At 36.9% G+C, this 20,766-nt stretch carries 20 protein-coding genes and 1 pseudogene; 6 read left to right on the top strand and 15 right to left on the bottom strand.

Going from position 1 to position 20,766, the window contains the following annotated elements; genetic code table 11:
• Position 1 precedes the first annotated feature (1 nt).
• The 5 genes from AC59HC_RS05085 (at position 2) to AC59HC_RS05065 (ending at position 6,313) form a co-directional block, all read left to right on the top strand.
• Positions 2–364 (top strand): four helix bundle protein, encoded by a 363-nt coding sequence (locus AC59HC_RS05085; protein WP_202840811.1) that lies wholly within the window; start codon positions 2–4, stop codon positions 362–364.
• Between the two features lie 26 nt (positions 365–390).
• Positions 391–975, top strand: a complete 585-nt coding sequence (nadD, locus tag AC59HC_RS05080; protein ID WP_110008577.1) for a nicotinate (nicotinamide) nucleotide adenylyltransferase — start codon at positions 391–393, stop codon at positions 973–975.
• A gap of 81 nt (positions 976–1,056) precedes the next feature.
• A complete protein-coding gene (locus AC59HC_RS05075; RefSeq protein ID WP_110008576.1) occupies positions 1,057–1,395 on the top strand; it encodes a DUF3817 domain-containing protein in 339 nt (112 codons plus the stop codon).
• A gap of 351 nt (positions 1,396–1,746) precedes the next feature.
• The gene (locus AC59HC_RS05070) at positions 1,747–4,008 is read left to right on the top strand and encodes a TonB-dependent receptor domain-containing protein (protein WP_496558103.1); all 2,262 of its coding nucleotides are present in this window, start codon (positions 1,747–1,749) and stop codon (positions 4,006–4,008) included.
• A 46-nt stretch (positions 4,009–4,054) separates the two neighbouring features.
• Entirely contained in the window at positions 4,055–6,313 is a 2,259-nt protein-coding gene (locus AC59HC_RS05065) for a TonB-dependent receptor domain-containing protein (protein WP_496558102.1), read from the top strand.
• A gap of 137 nt (positions 6,314–6,450) precedes the next feature.
• Here AC59HC_RS05065 and AC59HC_RS05060 read toward each other — a convergent pair whose 3' ends face one another.
• The 12 genes and pseudogenes from AC59HC_RS05060 to AC59HC_RS05005 form a co-directional block, all read right to left on the bottom strand.
• On the bottom strand, positions 6,451–8,205 hold the full coding sequence (locus tag AC59HC_RS05060; RefSeq protein WP_496558101.1) for a discoidin domain-containing protein: 1,755 nt from the start codon (positions 8,203–8,205) through the stop codon (positions 6,451–6,453).
• A 28-nt stretch (positions 8,206–8,233) separates the two neighbouring features.
• Complete coding sequence (locus AC59HC_RS05055; protein WP_202840825.1) at positions 8,234–9,259, bottom strand: hypothetical protein; 1,026 nt, start codon at positions 9,257–9,259, stop codon at positions 8,234–8,236.
• Between the two features lie 9 nt (positions 9,260–9,268).
• Positions 9,269–10,858 (bottom strand): NAD(P)/FAD-dependent oxidoreductase, encoded by a 1,590-nt coding sequence (locus tag AC59HC_RS05050; RefSeq protein WP_496558100.1) that lies wholly within the window; start codon positions 10,856–10,858, stop codon positions 9,269–9,271.
• Entirely contained in the window at positions 10,833–12,347 is a 1,515-nt protein-coding gene (locus tag AC59HC_RS05045) for a polyamine aminopropyltransferase (protein WP_496558099.1), read from the bottom strand. Before AC59HC_RS05045 ends, AC59HC_RS05050 begins: the two co-directional genes overlap by 26 nt.
• Positions 12,340–12,555 (bottom strand): DUF350 domain-containing protein, encoded by a 216-nt coding sequence (locus AC59HC_RS05040; RefSeq protein ID WP_062673653.1) that lies wholly within the window; start codon positions 12,553–12,555, stop codon positions 12,340–12,342. The genes AC59HC_RS05045 and AC59HC_RS05040 overlap by 8 nt, the downstream gene beginning before the upstream one ends.
• Positions 12,556–12,568: 13 nt before the next feature.
• The gene (locus tag AC59HC_RS05035; protein WP_496558098.1) at positions 12,569–12,697 is read right to left on the bottom strand and encodes a hypothetical protein; all 129 of its coding nucleotides are present in this window, start codon (positions 12,695–12,697) and stop codon (positions 12,569–12,571) included.
• 55 nt (positions 12,698–12,752) lie between these two features.
• Positions 12,753–14,219 carry a DUF4178 domain-containing protein gene (locus AC59HC_RS05030; protein ID WP_496558097.1) on the bottom strand — a complete coding sequence of 489 codons (1,467 nt, stop codon included), beginning with the start codon at positions 14,217–14,219 and terminating at the stop codon, positions 12,753–12,755.
• 2 nt (positions 14,220–14,221) lie between these two features.
• Entirely contained in the window at positions 14,222–14,581 is a 360-nt protein-coding gene (locus tag AC59HC_RS05025; RefSeq protein ID WP_202840833.1) for an S-adenosylmethionine decarboxylase family protein, read from the bottom strand.
• A gap of 21 nt (positions 14,582–14,602) precedes the next feature.
• Complete coding sequence (gene ctlX / locus AC59HC_RS05020) at positions 14,603–15,526, bottom strand: citrulline utilization hydrolase CtlX (RefSeq protein WP_202840835.1); 924 nt, start codon at positions 15,524–15,526, stop codon at positions 14,603–14,605.
• Positions 15,527–15,581: 55 nt separating this feature from the next.
• Positions 15,582–15,869: pseudogene (locus tag AC59HC_RS05015) on the bottom strand (four helix bundle protein); the annotation flags it as partial.
• Between the two features lie 12 nt (positions 15,870–15,881).
• Complete coding sequence (locus AC59HC_RS05010) at positions 15,882–15,989, bottom strand: four helix bundle protein (protein ID WP_429816889.1); 108 nt, start codon at positions 15,987–15,989, stop codon at positions 15,882–15,884.
• Positions 15,990–16,071: 82 nt separating this feature from the next.
• Positions 16,072–16,986, bottom strand: a complete 915-nt coding sequence (locus AC59HC_RS05005; protein ID WP_110008564.1) for a dimethylarginine dimethylaminohydrolase family protein — start codon at positions 16,984–16,986, stop codon at positions 16,072–16,074.
• Between the two features lie 288 nt (positions 16,987–17,274).
• Between AC59HC_RS05005 and AC59HC_RS05000 the strand changes: the two genes are divergently transcribed.
• Positions 17,275–17,439, top strand: a complete 165-nt coding sequence (locus tag AC59HC_RS05000) for a hypothetical protein (RefSeq protein ID WP_156121335.1) — start codon at positions 17,275–17,277, stop codon at positions 17,437–17,439.
• A gap of 108 nt (positions 17,440–17,547) precedes the next feature.
• Here AC59HC_RS05000 and AC59HC_RS04995 read toward each other — a convergent pair whose 3' ends face one another.
• The 3 genes from AC59HC_RS04995 to AC59HC_RS04985 form a co-directional block, all read right to left on the bottom strand.
• Entirely contained in the window at positions 17,548–18,834 is a 1,287-nt protein-coding gene (locus tag AC59HC_RS04995) for a citrate synthase (protein ID WP_110008563.1), read from the bottom strand.
• Positions 18,835–18,922: 88 nt separating this feature from the next.
• Entirely contained in the window at positions 18,923–20,215 is a 1,293-nt protein-coding gene (gene eno, locus AC59HC_RS04990; RefSeq protein ID WP_047427629.1) for a phosphopyruvate hydratase, read from the bottom strand.
• A 216-nt stretch (positions 20,216–20,431) separates the two neighbouring features.
• Complete coding sequence (locus AC59HC_RS04985; protein ID WP_496558096.1) at positions 20,432–20,761, bottom strand: hypothetical protein; 330 nt, start codon at positions 20,759–20,761, stop codon at positions 20,432–20,434.
• Positions 20,762–20,766: the final 5 nt, after the last annotated feature.

Raw genomic sequence — 20,766 nt, 5'->3', positions numbered from 1 at the left:
TATGGGAAATTATAAGGAATTAATTGTCTGGAACAAATCTGTAGATCTCGTTACTGAAATCTATTCCGTGACCACTATTTTTCCAAAAGAAGAACTGTATGGACTTACTAGCCAGATTCGAAGAGCGTCAATTTCAGTTCCGTCCAATATTGCTGAAGGACATTCCAGAAGATCTACCAGCGATTATCTTCAGTTTTTGAAAATTGCAAGAGGTAGCTGTGCTGAGCTGGAAACCCAATTGATTATTTCAAAAAACTTACATTATTTGAATCCTGAAGAGTTTCAAATTTTAATTAAAAAAACATCTGAAATATCAAAAATGCTGAATGCAATAATTACAAAGCTTCACACCCCTAAAACCTAATTCCTGCTACCTAGTTCCTTATAACAATGAAAAAAATCGGTTTATTTTTCGGATCATTTAATCCTATTCATATCGGGCATCTTATTCTGGCCAATTATATTCTGGAAAATTCTGATATGGATGAGCTTTGGTTTGTGGTAAGCCCGCAAAACCCATTTAAGGACAAAAAGTCTTTACTGAATGACCATAACAGACTTGATATGGTACAACTGGCAGTAAAGAATTACCCCAATATGAGAGCTTCCAATGTGGAGTTTTCTCTTCCGAAACCAAGTTATACTATTGATACCTTAACGTATCTGCATGAGAAATACCCTGATTATTCTTTCAGTCTGATCATGGGAGAGGATAATCTAAAGAGCCTTCACAAATGGAAAAATGCTGATATCCTGATCAAAAATCATCATATTATTGTTTACCCAAGAGTATTTGAAGGCGAGAAAAAAGATCCTGAATATTTACAGCATGAAAATATCTCTCTGGTAAAAGCACCCATAATAGAGCTTTCAGCTACGGAAATCCGTAATATGATAAAGGATGGTAAAAATGTAAGACCTATGCTGCCACCAGAAGTTTTTGAATATTTGGATGGTAGTAGTTTTTATAAGTAATTTTGTAAATCAGAAATGAGAGGCTAAAACCAAGCCTGGAGAAAGACTCTTACCTTTTAACCCTCACCACAATCTTAAGAAATGAACTTCATCGAAAAAATATTCTCAAAATATTCTCAGGAAAAAATCATCAGATGGTTTAAGCAGATTTGTCTTGCAGAGGCCATTTCATGTCTTTTATTGTATGGTGTTGCGATGATCTGGATCCGGTATGATGAAAATTTATATTCTATCATCTTCATCAGTGTTATTGGTAGTTTACACGGATTATTTTTTACTCTTTACCTTCTACTCTGCCTTCCTGCCAGAAAAATTTATAATTGGGATGATGAAGATTTTGTTTTTGCCTTATTATCGGCATTCTTCCCCTTTGCAACGGTTTGGGTAGATAAAAAGCTGGCCCGATTCGACAGAGAATAAACAATATAATGAAGGACCTTTTCGGTCCTTTTTTATTTTTACGGATATAACCTTTGTGACATAATTGTTGAACTACGAGGATAAATTCCAATATTAATTATCCAATTTAAAAAAAATTCTTTCATAATTTCTTTCATTGATGTAACATTTAGCATCATTTATTTGTCTTATTATACAGAAAGGTTAAGCAATCAATATTTTAAACTAAATTTTTATCAACTGACAATCAATCAATTGCGATGATTCAAAAATATTTTTAAGTACTTTGTATTGCATAATACTAAATTTATTATATATCTTTGTAATGTTAAATAACAAACCATACAAGCTATTAATTAAAAAAGAATAATCATGAAGACTCAAATTCTTATTGCAGCACTATTTTTCGGTGGACTTATCACTGCCCAGCAGAAAAAAGATAGTTTGAAAGTCAATGCTATTGATGCAGTGACTCTCAAGAAGCAGGTTTTCAAAAAGCAGGGTGACCGTTTGGTATACGATGTAGCTTCTTCATCTATTGCTAAAGGGACAAACACCTTTACTCTTTTGAAACAAACACCGATGATTTCCAGCATTGACGGAAAGACGCTGAAGATTTTGGGAAAAAATGATGCAATCATTTATATCAACAATAAAAAAACCAATATGGATTCTGAGGCGTTGATTGAAATGCTGAAGTCTACTCCCTCTGAGGATATCCAGAAAATAGAAGTGATTACAGTTCCAGGAAGTGAATTCCAGGTTGAATCTAAAGAAGGGGTGATCAATATTGTGATGAAAAAAAGCAAAAACAACGGCTACAACGGAACGCTGAAAATGCAGAACGAGCAGGCTTATTACAATAACCCTAATGCAGGAGCTTCTTTTAATTTCAGACAAGGTAAATGGTCTGGTAATTCCAATTTCAGAACGGGAAGCTGGACAGACAGACAAAGATATACGCTGTCCAACGGTGATCCTACTTTCAGAAATGAGTCTTTTGGGTTTAATGATGATCCTAACAAAAATTTTGGAGGCGGTTTTAATGTTGATTATGAAATTAATAAAAAACACAGTCTTGGATTTTCCTACAACATGAGATACAATAAAAGTTTCAATTCTGTACTGGATATTACCAACTGGCAAAACGGAGTCTTAAACAACAGAACAGTGAATAACGAGGATGCACAGACCAGAAATCATTCTTTCAATTTAAATTATGAGATGAAAACAGATTCTCTGGGAAGTAAACTTACATCAAACGTTTCTTACCTGTGGTTCAACAGAGATAAAGTAAGCTTCAATGAGAGTTTTCCTCTAACGAATGATACGATTAACAAATATTCTGCATTGCATCAGGCGGTACCCCAAATTATCAACAACTATGCAGCCAATATTGATTATCTGAAAAAGACAGCAAAAGGCGCAACATGGTTAATGGGGATCAGCTACAATCACACCAATACAGATAACGATACCAAACAGGATAAACTAATAAAGGGGGAATTTATCATAGATCCCAACCAAACCAATCACTTCATTTATAAAGAAAATATTCTTGGAATTTACCTGAACTATGAAAGAAAACTGACTGAGAAAATATCCGGAAAGATTGGTGCCCGCTACGAAATGACCAGAAGTACCGGGGATATTGTAGATAAAACAGGTTTTGAAAGAAATTACAACAACCTTCTGCCTTATCTGAATTTAAACTACGCCATCAATACCAATCATAATCTGAGCTATACTTTCTCCAGCAGAATCAGAAGACCGAGATTCTGGGAACTGAATCCTTCAAGAACTTATTTTACTCCTACCAATTATACACAGAACAATCCATTTATACTGGCTTCCAAATATTATAATCAGGAGTTAAATTATATGTACAAAAATGCATTCTATGCCAATCTTAGTTTTAATATGGTGGAAGATGCAGCAGCTTCAGACCTGATTCCATTGCAGGGAACGGTAACAGCTCCTAAAAAAGATGCTGACGGGAAAATCATCAAGGATATCAAAGGAAATCCAATTATGGAAACTACCAGATTCTTAAGATATATCAGAACCAATTATGGTAAAAACAGGGAAATTGCTCTTACTCTAGGAATGAACAAGTCCTGGTTCAAAGACATCTGGACAACCAATTATTCTGTCAATCTGGGATATGTTACCTACAAAGGCGGAGTATATGAAGATCCTACTTCCATGCCGGTTCCGGGAGAAACTGAAGTAGTGGATCCTTACATCATTGATGTTAAAAACTACAATATGTCTGCAACCATCAATAATGTGATCAGACTGTCTTCTAAAAAAGACTGGTTCCTGGGAGTGAATTACTTCTTTGCCAGCCAGACTGCCATGGAAGGAGGTATGATCCGATCAAGACAAAGTTTCGATTTCAGTTTGAAAAAAATTGCAGGAGACTGGACTATTGTAGCGGAAGTGAGTGACTTATTCAATCAAAGTTTCTACAGCATTAGAGGCGTACAGCCCGATGGGAAATTTAACAATATCACCAACTTCAATTATCCAAGGTTGATGAGCATCGGGGTTACTTATAATTTCGGAAATCAGAAACTGAAAAAGGCAAGGGAAATGAAATCGGCTAACGATGCTGTAAAATCAAGAACCTAATCTATAAAAACTTATTTCACTAAATCCACTCTTAAATAAAAACAACATGAAACGTATAATTTTGTCAATGGCTATTATATTCGGTACCTGTGCATTTGCACAAGAGAAGAAATCTGATACGGCAAAAACAAAAAACATAGAAGGTGTTACCATCACAAAGCAGGTTTTCAAAAAGCAAAGTGACCGTTTTGTATACGATGTGGCAGCATCACCTGTTGCCAAAGGAAACACCACTTTTGACCTTTTAAAACAAACTCCTTTATTATCTTCTACAGATGATAAAACATTAAAAATAGCAGGAAAAAACAATGCTCTGATCTATATCAACGGAAGAAAAAGCAATATGGATTCTGAGTCACTGGCTCAGTTTCTGAAAAATACTCCGGCTGAAAATATCCAGAAAATTGAAGTGATTACTGTTCCCGGCAGCGAGTATCAGGTAGAATCTTCTGATGGAATCATCAATATCATTTTAAAGAAAAAAATGAGTGACGGTCTCAACGGAAACATGAGAATGTCTAACACAACCAATAAGTATAACGGAAGCCAGGCAAGTTTCTCAGCCAATTACAGAAAAGATAAACTGGGAGTAAGTGCCAGTCTTAGCGGCGGTGAAAATATCGAAGCACAAACCTATACCCTGAGAAACGGGACCTCAACAACTTCCAACGAATCTACCGGAGATATTGACGATCCGAATAAAAACATAGGAGGTTATCTGAATATTGATTACCAGCTGAACGACAAAAGCAGCCTTGCCTTATCATGGAATACATGGGCCAATAAAAGTTATAATTCAACGGTAGATTTATTCAATACCATAAAAAAAACGAATACGGAATATACATGGTCTAAAAACAGAGAGAATACACGATCTTATAACAATTCTGTGAATTTAAACTATGAATTAAAAACGGATTCTCTGGGTAGCAAACTGAATGTAAATGCAGCATACCTCAACTACAGAAGGTTCCAGTTTACGGATAACCAAACCTTTACCTCAGATATCAACCGAAATGTAGGAGCAAGAACAAAACAAGTTATTCAGGACCTTCCGCAGATCATTAATAATTTCTCCGGAATGGTGGATTATAATCAAAAGTTTAAAAATGATCTTACCGTTTCCGTCGGTGGAAATTATAACAAGACTAAAACAGATAACGATTCTAAAAACATCACTTATTCATTTAATCCAGTAACAGCTCCGGATTCAAGACCCAACCATTTTATTTATGATGAAAACATCTACGGAATGTATCTTACCGTTGAGAAAAAAATTTCCGACAAACTTTCAGGAAAAGTAGGTGCCAGATACGAGATCACCAACAGTCTTGGAACGTCTGACAATGCTCCCACAGAAGCCCTTAGAAGAATTGAAAGAAATTACAAAAACCTTCTTCCTTATCTAAGTCTGAATTATGCGATTAATGACAAAAACAATATTTCCTATTCCTTTTCAAGCAGAATGAGAAGGCCAAGTTTCTGGGAACTTAATCCGGTCAAAAATATTCTGACCGATGATAACTATACTCAGAATGATCCGTTTGTAAAGGCCTCTTCCAACTACAATCAGGAACTTACCTATATGTACAGAAATTCGTATTTCCTGATTTTAAACCATTCTTACATTCAGGACGTCATTACACAGGTTCCGCTTCAGGGATACCCGGTATCACCGGATGGTAAAATTGGTGATAATCCTGCATTGAGATACATCAGAACCAACTTTGGAAATAAGCAGGAAATGTCGGCCATGGTAGGTATTCAGAAGTCGTTTTTCAAACAGTACTGGACAACCAATTTCAATATTGGAGTGCAGCATAATATCAACAATGGAAGTCTTGATACTGATCCTACAACCGGGGATCGCTTCAAAGATCAAAAAGGGCCTAATGGAAACTTTATTACCTACACCAATAAAACCAATTCTACCAGTCTTCTGATCCAGACCAATAATACCATCCGTCTTGATAAAAAGAAAACATGGTTCTTCGGACTTAATTATTTCTTTGTTGACAAACAGCAGATTGAGCTTGGTTCACTGAAAAACTTAATGAGTCTGGATCTCAGTCTTAAAAAAATGTGGAACGACTGGACTTTTGCAGTGAATGTAAATGATGTACTGAATACCAACATCGTGAAAATTGAAGACTTTCAGGAGAACGGAAATTATAATTATATCCACCAAAACCGTTACAACAGAAGTTTAATCGTAAGCCTTACCTACAATTTCGGAAACCAGAAAGTGAAAAAGGTAAGAGACATCGAAGGGGCATCAGATGCCATCAAAAGCAGAACAAGATAGAGAATTATCTTTCTTCATATTTAATTATTCTTACGGTATCCGCTGATTCTTTTCAGCGGATTTTTTATTTATTTCTAACAAAAAATAACACGTCCTGAATCCTCAAAACGTGTTATTTTTTATTTTAAAATTGAAATTTATTCAGATTTTGCAACAGCTGTTCTTTCAGAAACTCCATTGGCATTGAAAGCTTCAATCTGGAAATAGTAAGCGTCCGTTCTGTCTGCTCCGGTAAAGAAATATTCATTCTTTCCGTATATCATGATGCTTCCGTATAATTTATCCGGAGTCTTTCCAAAATAGATTACATAGCCGTCTGCATCAGGGTTCTGCTGCCACTTCATCCAGATACTTCTTCTTTCACCATATTTCTTTGGATCAGCTCTCAGAGAAACAAACCCTTCCACTTTAGCAGGCTGTTTTCCTGCTCCTTTTCCGAATACTCTGAAACCGCTTAATGCAAATTTTCCTGTTGGCATTTTAAGGTTTTCCATTTTAAGGAAACGGGCTTTTGCAGGCTCTTCAAGTTCTACATAGTCGTGAGGTACGTCTTTTGTGTTTTTGCTTTTATCCACAATCACATTCCATTTTTTCCCGTCATTGGAACCATAGATTTTATATTGATGCATTTTCCCCAATGTTTTTCCCATAAATTCTGCATCCTGATCCGCATAATTGATCTGAATGGCATTAATTGTCGAAACTTCACCCAGATCCGTCTCGAACCATTCCCCGGAATTTCCTGTCTTAGCACTCCAGTAGGTTTTGATATCTTCATCTACCGCATAGTTAGGCTGATATCCACCTAAAGTAGATGAAACCTGTACAGGTTTATTATAGTTCAGAAGCATCCATCCGGCAAAAAGACCTTTAGTAAAATCTTTTCCCTGTGCATATTGCGGAAGATAAGTCGGATAATCGCCATAAGCCGTGTTACAATACATTACATCATCTTTATCAAAGCCTGCAGGCCAGATCCCCAGTCTTCTTTCAAAATTATTTTTAGTTGAAATAAAGATGGTCGAAACATGCCACCAGTTTTTGTAATTGTCTTCAAATGTCGCTCCGTGCCCTGCACCTCTTGCAAAACCTCCCGGTTTATAAGAGAACGGATTATGCTGTTGATATTCGAAGCCTTCCAAAGGACTTTTGCTCACATATACTCCATCCGAGTATCCACTGAATTCTGTTGCCGGAGCACCATACTGCATATAATATTTCCCGTTATGCTTCGTCATCCACGCTCCTTCTACAAAAGGCTGCAGAAAAACATTATCATTGTATTCCCCAAACCTTTCCCATCCGTGGTCTTCAGGTTTTAGCTTAATAATAGGTTTTACGAAACCTTCTGACTGAAGGTTTTTTACTTTCACTTCTGTTCCCAGCAATGGCCATTCATTGCTTGAACCCCAGTAAAGATATAATTTATTCTTATCTTCATCATAATGGAACGCCGGATCCCAAGCTCCTACTTTTAAAGTATCCACTGCAATTTTCCAGTCGTCTTTGGTGGGATTAGTACTTTTCCAGACCGGGAAATCCTGTTCCCAGGTAGAGCCATACACGTATAAAGTATCTTTCATTGCCCAGACTGCCGGAGCATTAAGATCATGGATGTATTTGTTATCTCTGAGGAATTTTCTTTTTACAAACTTCCAGTCCAGCATATCATCACTGTACCAGTATCCTTCCTGGTTGGTAGAAAAAAGGAAAAGTTTATTTTTAAAATTGACAATTACCGGATCTGCTGTAGCGCGGTGCTTTCCCTGCTTGGAAAAGGCTTCAAAAGGGGTATATCCGTAGTCGATATTGATAGGATTGCAGAATGTTTTCTGCTGGGCTCCAACAATAATTCCCATAAAAATTGTTAATGATAAAAAATATTGTCTCATTTTCAGATTTTAAACGTTCCGGACAAAGTTAACTAACTTTTTTGGGTTTTCTCCAAATAAAGCCGTCCAGAAGATAATGAGTGAGCTGCGGAACAACCAATAAAGGAACCAGAAACTGAAAGAGATTTTCTGAGATCACCACATTCAGGGAAAAGTGCTCATTCCAGACAAGCGTTTCCCACAAAAATTCTTCGAGAAAGGCAAACAATAAAATGACTCCGACAAATAGGAATATTCCTGAAAAGGATTTAAAAATCTGCATCCGGTTCAGCTGATGATTTTCTTTTTGCTTTATTTCCCGGATATAGATCAATGCGATATAGGGAATACCGTGAGAAACCACATTCAGAAAAGTAAACAGAAGATCATTATTGAAGTAAACAATCCCGAAATACCAGGAAAGAAAAGTCCCGGTGATCAGTGCTGTTTTCGGAATGTTAATTTTTTTTGTTTTAAAAGCTTCAACAACAGTTTTAATAATCCAAATAATCAGAATGGCAAAATAGATAATGGTAATTAAAGGAATATAATCCGGAAGATTTTGAAGCCAGTCAAACTCATTGTTGACAAACCAGGTGAAGGCACGGGGCGTTTTAAACCAGTACAGCATCGGATAAATCGTTGCGGAATACACAGCCACCTCATCTATTTTTTTGCTCCAGTTATCCGGTTCAAAGCGCGCATAGATTCTCATAAATCCGTATTGCTGCCGTATAAAATGAAAAACGGCAATCAATGCCAGTACTGACCAGAATGTCAGGCTACCCAACTGGAACAGGAGCATTCCCAAGATCCAGCTCAAAACAGGAATTCCCAGATACAGCAGTTTATTTTTCTGTATTTCTCCCTTTACGAAATACGTTTTGAACAGCGTAGAATATACATGAGCCACATCCACAAAAACGATCAGGAAAAGCCATGTGTAAAAGGAATAATGATTTTCCAGCCCCTGAATTTGTTTCTGAAATAGAAAGATAATCATCAATACCAGAAAAGGCGGCGATAAAATAAACCACCAGTCTGTTTTTGCATTATGTATCCACGGTTGTTTCATTGTTGTATTTTACATCATTTGTTCTGCAGTCCGGATTCCCTGATAGAAAGCTTCTTCAAAAATAGATATTCCCGAAAGATCGGAATGGGCAAAGAAAATTTTATCTTCTATCGTTTTTTTTGCTTTTTGGGTTTCTTCTCCAAAAATCTGGTTGGGAACCGGAGCGATCATCGCATGTCCGATTTTATGGAACTGCATTTCCAGAATGAAATCTTCTATCAACGGATGGGCTTTCTTCAAATCATCCAAAACTAAAGTTTTAAGTTCAGATTCTTTCATGGCATAGAGCTTTTTTCTTGCTTTTTTGCAATCTGCAGTTGAAAAACTCTTATAATGGGTAATTACTTTTTCACCTATGATCTGGTTCAGATTCTGGTGCTGGTCATAGATATAGCCTAATCCCGAAGAACCGTAGATCACATTATCCCAGGCCAGCTCTTCATCTCCTCCAAATTCGTTTTTAAACGTAATGGTGGTTAAAAGCCACGGAACATAATGAAATGATGATGCTCTTTTTTGATTAAAAATTCTTTCATTCACAAATTGTGGGGTTGCAAACAGTACTTTATCTGCAATGATCTTTTTAGTTTTCTTTTGGGTATTATCAAAACTTAAGACCTCAACTTTATCATTGATTTTAATATCAAAAACCAGATTTCCCGGCAAATGTTTTCCCTCCGTATATTTTGAAAAATGGTTTGCCAGTCTTGCATTTCCTTCCGGCCAGGTGAATACCTGATCTTTATATTTTGTGCTCCAGTTGTTTTTTCTTCCGGCAAAATAATGAATGCCTGCCCATGCTGAAACGTAGTCTATTCCTAATCCGAAATCGTCTCTGCAGGAATAATCCAGCAGCCAGAGAAGTTCTTCCGAATAGAAGTTATTTTCTTTGAGCCAGTCTTTAAAAATGATTTTTTCAAGCTTTACAACCTCATCTTCTCTACTGGAATCATGTACCGGAATGGCAAACCAATATTTTCCTTCCGTGTCTTTCTTTGTACGAAATTCATCCATCAGCTTAAAAAAGCGGGCAAGCTCTTGCTGGGTTTCTGCTGAAATTCCTCTTTGCGGAACAATATCGTTCTGCCAGGCATTTTTATAAAACAGTCTTTCCTGTTGTGGAAAAGTCATTTGGTATTCATCAAGGATGGGTTCTCCGTTTTCTTCTGTTCCTAAGCAGATTTCACATTCTTTCAAGAAGTCGATGATTTCTGTATTCTCTTTGTTCGGTAACGGTAAATAATGAGCGCCTAAAGGAAATTTTGAAAATGAATTCTGTCCGTTCGAAGAATTGCCGCCAAGATGATTTTCCATTTCCAGAAGAAGATAATCCGGCTCATGTTGCTGGCTGAAGAACCTGCACGCTGAAAGTCCGGAAATTCCTCCTCCGACAATAAGATACTTAGTGTGGATAACTTCTGAAAACTGTGGAAAATCTTTTGCCCATAATCTATGCCCGAGAACATGATTGGTCCCTGTGATCTTTAACAGCAAAGCTTTTACTTTCTTTCCGCAATACTGCAAAAAAGGAAGCATAAGGCTACCTAAAAATATAGTTGTAAGAAAATCTTTTCTACTGTACTTTCCCCCACTCTTCATCGAAATAACGGACTAGTATCTGGTTATCCAGACGGTTAACTTCTACTTCTTTCACTTTCATATCTTTATTGAAATAAGACATCTGTGAAAAATTGTAATCATAATATTTTAATCCAGGCAGCTTTCTGTAGATCCTGTTGTTGATGGGTTCAAATGAAGCCATCGTGAATCCCCATTCTCCAAAAGAGGGAACATAGGTGTGATACGCTGCTGTGAATGGAAAGATCTGATTGATTGTTTTCTCAATACACCAGAAAGATTTCGGAGCAAAATATGGAGATGTGGTCTGAACCACAATTTTCGTATCAAGCGTTGTCAGCTTCTCCAGTTCTTTATAAAAATGCAGGGAATAGAGTTTTCCTAAGCTATAATTGGACGGATCAGGAAAGTCTATGATGATAACGTCAAATTTCTTTTTACTGTCTTTTACCCATATGTAAGCGTCTTTATTGATGATTTCTACTTTTGGATTGGAAAAAGAATTCTGGTTCAGCCTGCGCATGGTTTCATTGGTCTTGAAAAACTGAGTCATTTCACCATCAAGATCCACCAGGGTTACTTTTTTAACGTCTTTGTATTTCAATACTTCTCTGGCTGCGAAGCCGTCACCTCCTCCCAAAATCAGGACATTATCAATGTTTTTCGCCATCGACATAGCAGGATGTACCAAAGCTTCATGATAACGGTATTCATCCGTGGAAGAAAACTGTAGGTTATTATTTAAATATAAACGAAACTCGTGCGTATTCCTCGTTAAAACGATTCTTTGATAGGGTGAACTTTTAGTATAAACCACATTTTCGCCATATAGTTTTTCTTCAGAATAAGACAGAATCGTATCTGAAAAAAAGAAAAGTCCCAGCAAGAAGGCAAATGCCGCGATAGATTTTATTTTCAGGGATAAGGGTTTTGATAATTCCTTTGTAAGATAATAGCACAGGAATATCGCAATAGAGATATTGATCAATCCAAAAAACAAAGGGGTTTTAACAATCCCTAATTTTGGAATCAAAACCAACGGGAAAAGAATGGATGCCAGCAAAGCCCCGATATAATCGAATGCAAAAACATTTGAAACTAAATCTTTAAACTGAACCCTGTCTTTTAAAATATTCATCAGAAGCGGGATTTCCACCCCTACAAGACATCCGGTGAAGAAGACAAAGAGATAGAGAACGCTTTCAAAATGTGCCAGTGTATTAAACAGAATAAAAAGCACAACAGAACTGATTCCGCCTACAATTCCTACGAGGATTTCGATCTCAATGAATTTATCAATAAGATTTCCTTTGATGAATTTCGCAAGATAGGAACCTACTCCCATTGAAAAGAGATACACTCCGATAATGAAAGAAAACTGCTTTACAGAGTCTCCTAAAAGATAGCTCGCCAGGGCTCCGGCCACCAGCTCATAAATCAATCCACATGTAGCAATGACGAATACTGAAAACAATAAAAGCAGCTCAAGAGGAATCCTCTTCTTATCCATGAATTGCCGCGCTTATAATCATTGAAATTCCGATGATAAATGCTCCGAAAACAATAGCCAGTGCTATATTTTTATTCTGAGCGATCTCATGCCATGTTTTTTCCGGGGTAAGCTTTTCAATAACGAAATAGCACACCAGCAGAATAGCGATTCCTAAAAATGAGTAAAGAACCGAGTTTAGTATGGGTAAGAAATTGATGTTGTCCATAGTTTTTATATTTTTATTTGTGATAGTATCTGTAGAATCCTACTCTGGAATGACTTCTTGTAGTTCCGTCGCGGTATGTTTCTGTTTTGGCACAGTCGCAGACCTGATTTCCCTGATAGGTAAGGTATACAAACCAGGTCATGAAAAACCCTCCGATCAAGCAGAGTATCCAGTTTTGTCTTATGTAATTGGTAATATTAGTTATCATTTGCAGGATAAGGGGTGTTTGAACTATTCTTCCATTTATTCACATTAAAGAAATGTTTTCCTATCCACATGGCGACAAAGAGCGCAATCATTATGAATAAAATGAATCCGAAGTTCCAGAATGAAACAGGAAGCCAGGTCGCTTTGAGCTGTATATAGGTATTGTTTGAAATAGGATCTGTAGTGAGTCTTAACCCTTCTGTATTGATAAGAGAATCTATTTTTGAAGTTCCAAAGGAAGCTTTCACCAGTTTACCTAATTCTGTTGTATCTTTTTCTAAAGTCTTTCCGTCTATGAAAGTGATAGGTTGCCCTTTATAGATATCGGTTACCTCTACTGTTCCTGATTTATCCCTGGAGATTAATATCCTTGAATCCGGTGACTGAAGACCGGAAAATGCAGGTAATAAAGATCCTTCCTTTTCTGCTGAAATAAGAAAGTGATATTGTCCCGAGCTTACTCCACAAAGGTTAAATTCTTCAGACTGACTTCCTTCTGACCAGCTTTCTCCATCTTCGTACCCATGATATTGTTCGATATCTTTTGAGGTATAGACAATTTCGTTAGTCTTTTCATTCACAAGACTCAACTGAACATTAGCCCAGGAATTATCAACACCTGAAAATGCATTCACTTTTAATGGTGCAGAACCTCCTGAAAGGGTAAAACTTTTGCTGACCATTTCTTTGTCTTTTACATCTGCAAAATTGATGGTCTCTGCAAAAACGGTTTCGTTCGTTCTTGAAGTGTAGACATACATCTGGAGCAGGCAAATCATTAATGCAGCCACACAAAAGATGTTCAAGGCTTGTCTGATATCGAAATAATAGGGCTGAACAATCCCTATTCCTGTATAATTGGGCAGATTAGCTATTTTAAAAGCTTTCTTAACTTCATATTTTGAAATGTGAACTCCATAAAAATACTGGCTTTTCTTACCGGTCTTCTCCTGAGAGATCATACGCGTTCCATTGACATATTCTTTGTAGGTCGCAATGCTGAAATCCAGGTGTTCATCATAAAAACCGGCAGCCGCATCAATAGTGCATGGAGTATTTTCGTACCATCGGTAGGTTCGCCCGAGATAGGTTGGTAATTTTGAATCTTTACCTTTAAAATCATCAGGATGTATAGAGATCAGGAATACCCAATGTCCATCGCTCTCACTCAAGAAAGCATCATTTCCTTTGCTGTCTTTTAAGGAATATTCCCGCCAGAAAATACTGTTTCCGTATTTTTTAACAGTAATCGCAACAACTGTATATTCCGTACCGTCAATTTTTCCTTTTTGTCCGACATCCAATACAACATTTTCCGTTGGGACTTTCAGATGTTTAATTTTTTTGTTCCAGGCTACATCAATGAGATGGGAGCAGGTCATACAAACGTATTCTTCAACAGGAAAGGTGAGATCTAATGTATTTTCGGATTCGCATGCTGAGCAGACATAGTGCATTTTTATCTGTAAATTTTGTGTTTTTGAATGGTATTAGCTTTAAAATACTGAACCACTTCATCTGCAATCTGCTCTACTTTTGTGGTATTGTCCTGGGTATAATTACAAAGGAAAACATCGAAAGTAAGCTGTTTAAATTCCGGCCACGTGTGGATACAAAGGTGAGACTCTTTAAGGATCACGGCGGAAGTAAAGCTGTCATTCTCAAAAATATGGTTGGTAACGCCTACAATTTCCACCTCTTTGGTTTCCAGAATTCCTTCTGTAAACGCCAGAAAACCTTTGCTGTCTAATAACAAATCTTCTGACTCTGTTTCCAAAGTCAGAAGAATATGTAAACCTTTACTTGATAATGGTTTCAATTAATTTTTTTTGTAAATATATTATTTTTTTGGAAGAAAAACCTCAGCAAGCATACATCTTGCGCTTCCTCCACCATTTACTTCAATGGTATTCAGGTCTGAATAGATAATTTCGCAGTATTTTTCAATAGCAGCTACCTGTTCCGGAGTTAAAGACTGGTAAGCAGTCTGGCTCATGACCAGGAATTTTTTGCCTTCTTTATTCTGAACCTGAAGCATATTTCCGGCAAACTGCTGCATCTGTTCTTCAGAAATTTCAATGATTTCTTTTCCGGATCCTTTAATAGCTTCCACTACTTTTCCTCTTTCAAGTTCATCATCAATACAGTCAAGGCAGATTACGACAAATTTATCGGCTACACACATCATTACATTGGTGTGATAGATTGGAAGCCTTTCTGTGCCTACAGTCTGGAAAGAATGGAATACAACGGGAGTAAATCCGTATTTTGTACAGAATTCTCTGAACAGTTTTTCATCCAGCCTCAAAGAAACAGAACCGTAAGCAATTTTGTTATCGTGATCAAAAATCATACTTCCTGTTCCTTCCAGAAAGTGTCCCTGGGTTTCAGAGAAAGACCAGTCATCAATTTCAGCCACTTCAAACCCTTGATCTTTGATACTTTCGATAATATCTTCTCTTCTTTCCACTCTTCTGTTGGAAGCGAACATCGGGTACAAAACCACTTTTCCGTCTTTATGGAAACTTACCCAGTTATTCGGGAAAATAGAATCCGGAGTGTGGGGATCCAACGTATCTTTTATAGTGATCACATTAATTCCTTTTTCTCTCAGCTTTCCGACAAAGGTGTTGAATTCTGCCAACGCTTTTGACTGGATATCAGAGCCTGTCTGTTCTACCTGGAAATAATTATTTTTCGCTGTTTCAGCGTTGTAACCGAATGCAATCGGTTCTATCATTAATACTGTATCTGTTGTTTGCATTTTTTCTAAGTTTGAGGGTGTTAGTGTATGAGAGTTTGAGTGTCTGAACAGCGTTTTACAAATTATTATCTTCTTTATTCACCGAAGAAAATGAACACCACTTTTCTGACTGGCTCATCATGTTAACTAACATCCCTATTATTTGGTTATACTTGTTGTGCAAATTATTATATTGCTCGTCATTCATATAATGGCAGGCAAAAGCAAACTGAAGCCATGTTTGGGTTTCTCTTGCTTCACCCTCTGAGTCTGTAAGCTTAGCGATGAAGGATTTTTCATATTTTCTTTTGCCCCAAGCCTCACTAATATTTGCCGTTACAGATCTTGATGATCTTCTTATCTGATCTGTAAGTGATTAAAGTTCTTCTTTTGGAAAAGATTTTGAGAGTTCATAAATCAGTTGAGCTGTTTCAAATGATTTTTGATACACTTTTAAGTCCTGATGAAATCTGATCGTTGACATACATTACTATTTATTTAAAGTTAAAAAAATATCCAAACCAATCAATGCTATCATTCTCAAACCCTAAAACTCTCCAACTCAATTACTCTCTCACAAGCGGCATTGTAGAGCATCTCAGCAAGCCTCCCATTTTAGAGATTTCTCTGTAAGGAATTTCTTCAACAGTCATTCCCCACTCGTTTCTCAGGTGGTCATTCATTCTAGTGAATGCTTTGTCCGAAACGACAACATCAGGAGAAATGGAGAAAATATTCGGGAACATTTCAAACATTTCTTCATCATTGATATGGAAACAGTTTTCTTCTCCAAAAATATCAATGATTAAACGGTAGTCGCTTTCATCTACAAATCCGTTTTTATAAATAATACATTTGTCTTCACCTACCGGATTAAATGTACAATCCAGATGCAGAATACCTTCAAAAGGAACTTTATCATTTTTCTTCAGTTCCAGATCAATAATTCTTTTCTTCGGAAAATATTCTTTTAAGATTTCAATGGCATATTCATTGGTTCTTGCCGTCTTATAGTTTCTGTAATCTTCACTGAAGCAGGTTCCGATGAAAAGGAAATCATTCCATACAATCACATCACCTCCTTCGATATGTGCAGTTTCGGGAAGATTGATGATCTTTCTCCATGCTACTTTTTCAAAAACGCTTTTGTAGGCTTCCTGCTCGTCTGCTCTGTCTGCAATCACATTGGAAATGATCATTTTATCATCAATTACAAAGGCTACATCTCTTGAAAAAACCTGATTGTAATCTTTGATGATGCTGGGACGCAGTACTTCAACGCCATACTTTTTTAAAACCGCTTCAAAAGCGTTCATTTCATTGATAATATCCTCTTCTTTAGGATAAATGTTGTGTTCGATTGAGTAATATGACTTTGCGTCATAACTTTCCTCTAGTGTGGGAACAGGCCCCAATGAATTAGGCTGGCCCAGAACTACTGACTTCAGCCTGCCCGTTTCGTTTTTAATGTTTAGTCTCATAAAGATTTATGCAATACTACAAATATAAGTAAAGGTCTCTACCTATAAAACTTTTGGATTATTTTATGCATTAAATTGGGTTCCCAAAATCAATACACTTCAACAAAATTTCCTTGTATATGAGCCAACTGTAGTGAATAGTTCCAAAAACATCTACAACTTACTATTTTCCATCTACATAAGAACAAAAAAATAGATAATCATATTATTTAATTTCCTATATTAGTGATATAATTTTCGCGAAATTATAAACCTTAAAATGAACTATTAACACCAAAAATCAAAGTCATGAACAAGAACAATCCGGTGCTGAAAAATGCACAAAAGTTAGGAAGAGATCAACAAAAATCCGTAATGGGAGGCGCTCCAATCTCAACAGGCAGAAGATGCTGTGAATGGGATGATGCAGGAAACTGTTATATCTGGACTTGCGACAGATGCCAGTGTCCTTAATAAACAAAGAAAGCCTGCTTAAAAAAGCGGGCTTTCTTATTGAGCTAATTGATATAAATAAAAAATCCCAAAGCATGCTTTGGGATTTTTTTATAGTATAAGCAAATATTATCTGCTTGCAATATCGATGTAGTTTCTTTGCTGAGCACCTTGGTAAACCTGTCTTGGTCTTCCGATCGGGTCTCCTTTCAGTCTCATTTCTTTCCACTGAGAAATCCATCCCGGAAGTCTTCCTAATGCAAACATTACGGTGAACATTTCTGTAGGGATTCCTAACGCTCTGTAGATGATACCTGAGTAGAAGTCTACGTTTGGATATAGTTTTCTTTCTACGAAGTATTCGTCTTCCAGCGCTACTCTTTCCAGCTGCATTGCAATGTCAAGAGCTTTATCCTGGATACCTAATGCTTTAAGGATATCGTCAGCAGCTTTCTTGATGATTTTCGCTCTTGGGTCGAAGTTTTTGTACACTCTGTGTCCGAATCCCATTAAACGGAAGTTATCATTCTTATCTTTAGCTTTAGCAACATATTTAGATACGTCACCACCGTCTTTCTCGATCAGTTCAAGCATTTCGATTACAGCCTGGTTAGCACCACCGTGAAGTGGTCCCCAAAGTGCAGATACTCCGGCAGAGATAGAAGCGAAAAGACCTGTGTGGGCAGAACCTACCATTCTTACTGTAGAAGTAGAACAGTTTTGTTCGTGGTCTGCGTGAAGGATTAATAATTTATCTAAAGCATTTACAACTACCGGATCGATTTCGAAATCAGCGTTTGGTAATCTGAATGCCATTTTGTAGAAGTTCTCTACGTAGTTCAGGTTGTTATCACCGTGGTTTAATGGTAAGCCCTGAGTTTTTCTGTAAGTCCATGCACAAAGGTGAGAGAACTTAGCGATCATAAGCTCAGCAGCGTGATCCATTTCTTCTTTAGAGTTTACGTTAACAGCTTTCGGGTTGAAGGCTGTTAAAGCAGACGTTAAAGAAGATAAAACTCCCATAGGGTGAGCAGAACGAGGAAAAACATCAATGATTTTTTTCATTTCGTCTGCGATGAAGTTGTATTTTTTAATATTGTTGTCGAATGAAGTAAACTGATCCTGAGTAGGTAATTCTCCATGTAATAAAAGATACATTACTTCAGTGAAGTTAGATTTTTCAGCAATCTGCTCGATTGGATAACCTCTGTAAAATAATTCTCCTTTATCTCCGTCTAAGTAAGTGATGTCGCTAATAGTAGCTCCTGTATTTTTGTAACCTAAATCCAGAGTGATTAAACCTGTCTGGTCTCTTAATTTTGAAATATCAATCCCTCTGTCTCCGATAGTACTATCCACGATTGGATATTCATATGAATTACCGTCGTAATTCAATATTACTTTGTTGTCTGACATTATTTATTTATTTTTTTTAAATATACCACTTTCCATAAAATACGGCAAACTAAAAATTTCGCTTGCCGTTATTTATAAATTCGATTAATTATCTTTTGATTTTAAAAGCTTCCAACCCTGGGAAAATTGCAGTTTCGCCTAAAGCTTCTTCAATTCTTAATAACTGGTTGTATTTTGCCATTCTGTCTGATCTTGAAGCTGAACCGGTTTTGATCTGTCCACAGTTCATTGCTACTGCTAAATCAGCAATTGTAGAATCTTCAGTTTCTCCTGATCTGTGAGACATTACTGAAGTGAATTTGTTATTCTGAGCCATCTGTACAGCAGCCATTGTTTCAGAAAGAGAACCAATCTGATTTACTTTTACAAGGATAGAGTTCGCAATATTTTCTTTTACTCCTCTGGATAATCTTTCTACGTTGGTTACAAATAAATCATCTCCTACCAGCTGTACTCTGTCACCAATTTTATCTGTTAACATTTTCCAACCTTCCCAGTCGTTTTCCTGCATACCATCTTCAATAGAAATGATTGGATATTTTGCAGCCAGTTCCGCTAAATAAGAAACCTGCTCGCTGCTTGAAAACTGGGCTGCATCCGGAGTCTGGAATTTTCTGTAATCATAGATTCCATCTTTGTAGAATTCCGAAGCCGCACAGTCAAGTGCCAACATAATATCGTCACCTGGCTTATAACCTGCTTTTTCAATAGCTTGAAGTAAAGTATCCAAAGCATCTTCAGTTCCTTTGAAAGTTGGTGCAAAACCACCTTCATCACCTACCGCAGTAGATAAACCTCTTGAATGAAGAATAGATTTTAGGTTGTGGAAAATTTCAGTTCCTTTTCTCAATGCATGAGAGAAAGAATCAGCTTTTACCGGCATAATCATGAATTCCTGGAATGCGATAGGAGCATCTGAGTGAGATCCACCGTTGATTACATTCATCATTGGAACAGGAAGTGTGTTGGCGTTCACTCCACCTACATATTTATAAAGAGGCATTCCCAATTCTGCAGCAGCAGCTCTTGCTACTGCCAGAGAAACACCAAGAATAGCATTGGCACCAAGATTTCCTTTGTTAGGCGTTCCATCAAGATCAATCATAATCTGATCGATATAGTTTTGTTCAAAAACCGGCTGTCCTACTAAATTCTCTGCAATTACTTCTTTTACATTTTCAACAGCTTTCAGAACTCCTTTTCCCAGATATTCTGAACCACCGTCACGTAATTCTACCGCCTCGTGTTCTCCTGTAGATGCTCCTGAAGGTACAGCTGCACGGCCCATTGCCCCGCTTTCTGTAAATACATCTACTTCAATGGTAGGATTTCCTCTGGAATCTAAAATCTGTCTTGCTTCTATGTAAGAAATTGCACTCATTTTTTATTTTTTTTAGTTTAGACAAATTTAATCAAAATTTAACTTTCAAGGGTATTTCACAGCATTTTTTTGAAATAAATCCAAGTTAAATTTTAGTTAATTTATATTATGATAATTCCCCATTTTTGAGGGAATGGATCAGGAATTAAAAAATGGAAGATCATAACAAAACTCACCTTGAAAAGTGAGCTTTATGATACGGTATAGGAGTTATTATTATTTTCTGGGCGTGGGAGATAAAAGACCGGCCAGGGCACCTATTGCTCCTGATGAAATCGTTGCAAATATAGTAACCAGCTGATTATCCTTGGAGGAGCCGTCATTCCAGTAAGCAATGAGTATAAGCCCTGCAATAATTGCGATAACTGCCAGCCCGAGCATCAGGACAATAATCCTGTAAATCCAGTAGTCTGTATCCTTAGGATTTCTTATTTCTACATTTTTTATAGCCTCTATAGGATTTATTCTGAACTTTTCCTGAAGATCACTGCTGTTTTTTAAAGCAGCTTCCAGATCTTCGATACTGTCGTTAATAAGAGTTTTCATGGCCT

This window comes from Chryseobacterium sp. DZ-32 (genome assembly GCF_059587025.1).
The sequence above is the reverse complement of the archived record's forward strand: the minus strand, read 5'-3'. Positions and strand labels throughout refer to the sequence as shown.